We start from the raw sequence: 4,849 nt of genomic DNA on the forward strand, positions 1-4,849 counted from the left end.
TATTATCGCAATCAGAATGCGTTTTTGATAAAAACCTCTAAGCTCTTAGTGCAATTATTACGTGATTCTCATTAAGAAGAGCTCTTTTTTGATACGCTTTCTTAACTAATCCTCATCTCAATACCTTAAAACAGCAATCAAAGTAAATTCTATTCCTTATATATAATAAGAAACAATAATCCTTCCTATATATATACTATCCAACTCTTACTTCTCCAGACACCCTTATATAATATGAAACCTACTACCCTAGCCCCAATAGAAATGGAAATCCTTTTATGACGGGGTTCGACATAAAAGATTGAAATGTATAGTGGGATTAAGCTCCTGATAAATTTTACTCTTATATATAGGTCTCATCTAATCTCCAGCTCCCTCCCGCGCTACCTTTTCTCTACTTCATCTCTGATTCAAGCAAAGGCGTAAACTTATAAAACCAGCGCTGAATCGCAGCATGATCCACAAGCACCTCTCTAATTTTCATTATTTCGTCAACATCACGGTAACTAAGTGTAAATCTTAATTTGAAATATACTGCCTGAAGAATTATGTGTTTTGGATTACAATAACCTCTAGTATTCATTTTTTGATCGCTTTAGAATTCTAAAGATAAAAGTTATTGCGAGATGCGACAGAACCGCCAAGATTGCTTTAATAAATTATAGATATCTACAATTGACAGCCAAAAGATATTTTGCATAAACTGGTCCCCAAAATAAAGATGATATTAAAATTATATAAAAAAGAGTGGTTACTAAAATCGAAATTTTTGGGCTACCTAAGAAATCTGGTTGTTGTTTTATAATCTTTTTCGACCTTCCGTTTTTTGTAAAATATAGATAATTAAGTAATAAACAAATAACTCCAATTGCAATCATAAACCATTTCCCCATATTGATGCAAAAAAAATGAATCACTAATAAATTAAAAATAACACTTACAAAAAAGCCTTCTGCAAATCCTAATGCCCAGATAGTAGTCGAATAAGGAGTATCATCTTTTAGATTTTTTTTATAAAATAAAAAACTATAATAATAAATAACTTTCATAATAAATTAGTTCGGTTCTGTCGCATCTGTCAGAAACAAATATAAGAATTTAAGTAATTTAAAAGTTAGCCTGCCAATTTACAGAATGATTTAAACATAGTTATCCCTAGACTAATCATCTGATTCTTTCTAAACATATGAACAACTTCAATTCCACTCAAGGTTCGTTTGGGCGATTCAAAACTTTTAAAACCTAATGCATTTTGTATGCGCCAATTGATAAAACGATGATCCTGTTCTACAATATTGTAGAGATATTTTCACTGTCTGATTCTAATCTTTGAGAACGAACGTTTGTTATATACTTTGTAATCTCCAGCTCCCTCTCACTCTACCTTTTCTCTTCTTCCTCTCTGACTCAAGCAAAGGTGTAAACTTATAAACCCAGCGCTGAATCGCAGCATGATCCACAAGCACTCATCTAATTTTCATTATTTCGTCAACATCACGGTAACTAAGTGTAAATCTTAATTTGAAATATACTACCTAAAGAATTATGTATTTGGGATAACAATGACCTCTAGTAGTCATTTTTTGATCGCTTTAGAATTCTAAAGATAAAAGTTATTCCCAGATGTGACAGAACTCTTTTCTCCGCAGATTCAATTAAGAATCTAAAAAGTAAAAACAGAGGAGGAAGTTGGAGTTAGACCTTTTCGAAAATAATCATCTGTAAAAGTTTGTCCTGAATTATTATCCCAATTAACATACGTTTTAAATACCATAAAAGTACGAAGAAGCATTTTGCTTAACATACTCATCTCGATATCCAGGTTTATTATTATCTATCGATTAAAGTCTACAGAAAAGCTTCTAAATAATTTCAGTCCCCGAAAATAAACAAGATGTAAATAAAGTTCAAATGCAATTAATAATATGAAGAAAAAAATTAGCACTTTTAGCTTTCTGTGACAAAATAGTGATTCATTAGTTTTTGAAAGACCTAAAAAATGTAGTATCCCAAAGGGTAAAAAAGTTTGGCTTCGAATCTTAGCTCCTATTGTACCTAAAATCCATGAGCTACAGTAAGCAGTAGCTTGCTAACTTCTGACTCCAAATTACACAGAATTTTATTACTTATTTTTTTCACAAGTAATCGAAACTCCTTACTTGCGACTTGATATCGGATGTAAACCGATATGTCCAATACAAAAGGTAAAACTACTTTAATTTTTAATCTCAACTACCAAATTAAGTTGCATTTCATCAGCAAAAAAAGTATTTCATCGGTATTTCACCCACAAGAACAAAGACACTAACTACCTGACAAACAAATAAATACTCAATAAAAAATAAGTATGTTTTTAATATTTATTTTCTATAAAAAAGTTCAATTCAAGAAACTGGGTGTTTATTTTTTATTCTTTTATCTAAAAATTGTCATTTCAACGACTTTTTATGTTATTGAAAGAAAAAAAAACAATAACAAAAATAGAATATATAACTTTGATTCTGTTAAAAAGATACATATTTCATAAATTTTAAATTAAAAGACTATGAAAACAAAAATTACTCTACTTCCACAGACTTTTTAATTCTACCATTTTCGACAATAGACTGTTATTCACAAACAAATCCAAGGGTTAGCTTAGGTGAATCAATAGGTTTTAAATATTCAGGTTGTCCTTCAAAAGACATAACAATCCCATATTTTTTATTAAAAAATTAATTACTGGTTTATTTAAATAATACAGATTATGAAAAAAATTACTTTTATTCCGTTTTTAGCTTTTTTGGTATTGTTGTTTTCTACAATAGTTAGTCATTCTCAAAATACTAATATTACATTCGATAATACTAGCGCTTCATTAACAACAACTCCAGCTTGTTCATTTAATCAATGTAATGCTCAAGATGTAAATTTTGGAGATGTTTATTTAGGTGATAATGTTGGGAATGTAGCTACTTTGGCTTATATTTCAAATCCTGTAAATGGATTATATATCTGGGTCACGATTGCATCTAATAGTTCCAAATATGATTTGTTATTTCAATTTGACTATCTAGTTGGGGGAGTTCGAAAAAATTTCGATAACACTAATTTTGTTGGTGCTACAACAGATAGGTTAACTATTAAAATTAGAGGGAGTATAATTACAGCCGGTTCCAAATACAGAATGGCTCAAATTACAAACTATACTGCAGGTCAATCCCTTGAATTAAAAAATATTTACTTAAGTTGGGAAACAAGTGGGCAAGCTATTACGCCTGCTCAAAGTCTTTCTTTGATAACTTGTAATCCTCCTAAATGTAGCAGTGCCCTTTCAAGTGGGATAATTATAAAAACACCTTTGTTCGCCGATTTTTCTATTAATAAAAGTTGTGATGGAGGTACTTATCAAAAAGTGGTTTATACCAGTACTTCAACAGGAATTGAGCCAAACACTAATTATAGCTGGTCATTTCCTGGTGCTGCTACAATTTCTCCAGTTAGTCTAACAACAATAGGCCCTTATACTGTGACTTATTCTTCAGCTGGCCCGTTTAGTGCCAGTTTAACAATCTCAGATCCAACAAATCAAGTTATTCCAAATACCAAAACAGTTAATAATATAACTTTAGTAGCGTGTTGTACCCCACCAGTGATAACAGCAATAACTGCCTCTAGTATATGTAGTGGAGATACCTTTACTGTAACACCAGCAAATGGAACCAACGGAACAGTACCAGCTGGTACCACCTATAGTTGGGCAGCTCCAAATGTAGTTGGGATTTCAGGAACTGCAACAGGAAACAATGCCTCAAATATCAGTGGTACATTAACAAATTCAACCAATGCTCCGATAAACGTAATATATACCGTTACTCCAACGTCGGGGATCTGTACAGGAAGCACTTTTACGGTAACAGTAACGGTAAATCCTGAACCAGCATTGAGCAATATAACTGCTACTAGTATATGTAGTGGAGGTACTTTTACTGTAACACCAACAAATGGAACCAATGGAACAATTCCGTCTGGTACCACCTATAGTTGGGCAGCTCCAAATATAGTTGGGATTTCGGGAACTGCAGCAGGAAACAATGCCTCAAATATCAGTGGTACATTAACAAATTCAACCAATGCTCCGATAAATGTAATATATACCGTAACCCCTACTTCGGGAACTTGTGCAGGAAGCACTTTTACGGTAACAGTAACGGTAAATCCTAAACCAGCATTGAGCAATATAACTGCTACTAGTATATGTAGTGGAGGTACTTTTACTGTAACACCAGCAAATGGAACCAATGGAACAATTCCGTCTGGTACCACCTATAGTTGGGCAGCTCCAAATGTAGTTGGGATTTCGGGAACTGCAGCAGGAAACAATGCCTCAAATATCAGTGGTACATTAACAAATTCAACCAATGCTCCGATAAACGTAATATATACCATAACTCCTACTTCGGGAACTTGTGCAGGAAGCACTTTTACAGTGACTGTGACAGTTAATCCATTACCAATATGTTCGATAACAGGTCCAGATGGACCAATTTGCCCGTCTTTAACAGGTAATAGTTATTCAGCACCTGCAGGGATGAGCAATTACACTTGGTCAATTTCAGGAAATGCTACTATTAATGGTAATACATCTTCCCAAACAGTTTTAATAACTACGGGTGCTAACTGTGGCGCTTCATTTACACTAACCTTAGTTATCAAAGACATCAATGGATGTGAATCAACATGCACTAAGATAATTAATGTTCAAGATGCAACCGCACCAACATGGACAACGGCTCCAACTGCGCTTGATGTAACGCTTGAATGTAGTGATACTGCTGGATTAACAACTGCACAAGCGAATGCCCCAGTT

Annotated in this window: 3 protein-coding genes and 1 pseudogene; 1 reads left to right on the forward strand and 3 read right to left on the reverse strand. The window is 33.3% G+C overall.

What is annotated here, in order from left to right:
• Positions 1–394: 394 nt before the first annotated feature.
• The 3 genes and pseudogenes from LPB87_RS20495 to LPB87_RS20505 all read right to left on the reverse strand — a co-directional run bounded on the left by LPB87_RS20495 (position 395) and on the right by LPB87_RS20505 (position 1,580).
• Positions 395–583, reverse strand: a complete 189-nt coding sequence (locus LPB87_RS20495; RefSeq protein ID WP_129538306.1) for an IS6 family transposase — start codon at positions 581–583, stop codon at positions 395–397.
• A 76-nt stretch (positions 584–659) separates the two neighbouring features.
• On the reverse strand, positions 660–1,049 hold the full coding sequence (locus tag LPB87_RS20500; RefSeq protein WP_230729211.1) for a hypothetical protein: 390 nt from the start codon (positions 1,047–1,049) through the stop codon (positions 660–662).
• A 65-nt stretch (positions 1,050–1,114) separates the two neighbouring features.
• A pseudogene (locus tag LPB87_RS20505) lies at positions 1,115–1,580 on the reverse strand (DDE-type integrase/transposase/recombinase).
• A gap of 1,166 nt (positions 1,581–2,746) precedes the next feature.
• Here LPB87_RS20505 and LPB87_RS20510 point away from each other — a divergent pair.
• Positions 2,747–4,849 (forward strand): PKD-like domain-containing protein (locus tag LPB87_RS20510; RefSeq protein ID WP_305070210.1); only part of this gene is annotated, 2,103 nt, incomplete at its 3' end.

The organism is Flavobacterium sp. EDS (assembly GCF_020991525.1).
GTDB lineage: Bacteria > Bacteroidota > Bacteroidia > Flavobacteriales > Flavobacteriaceae > Flavobacterium.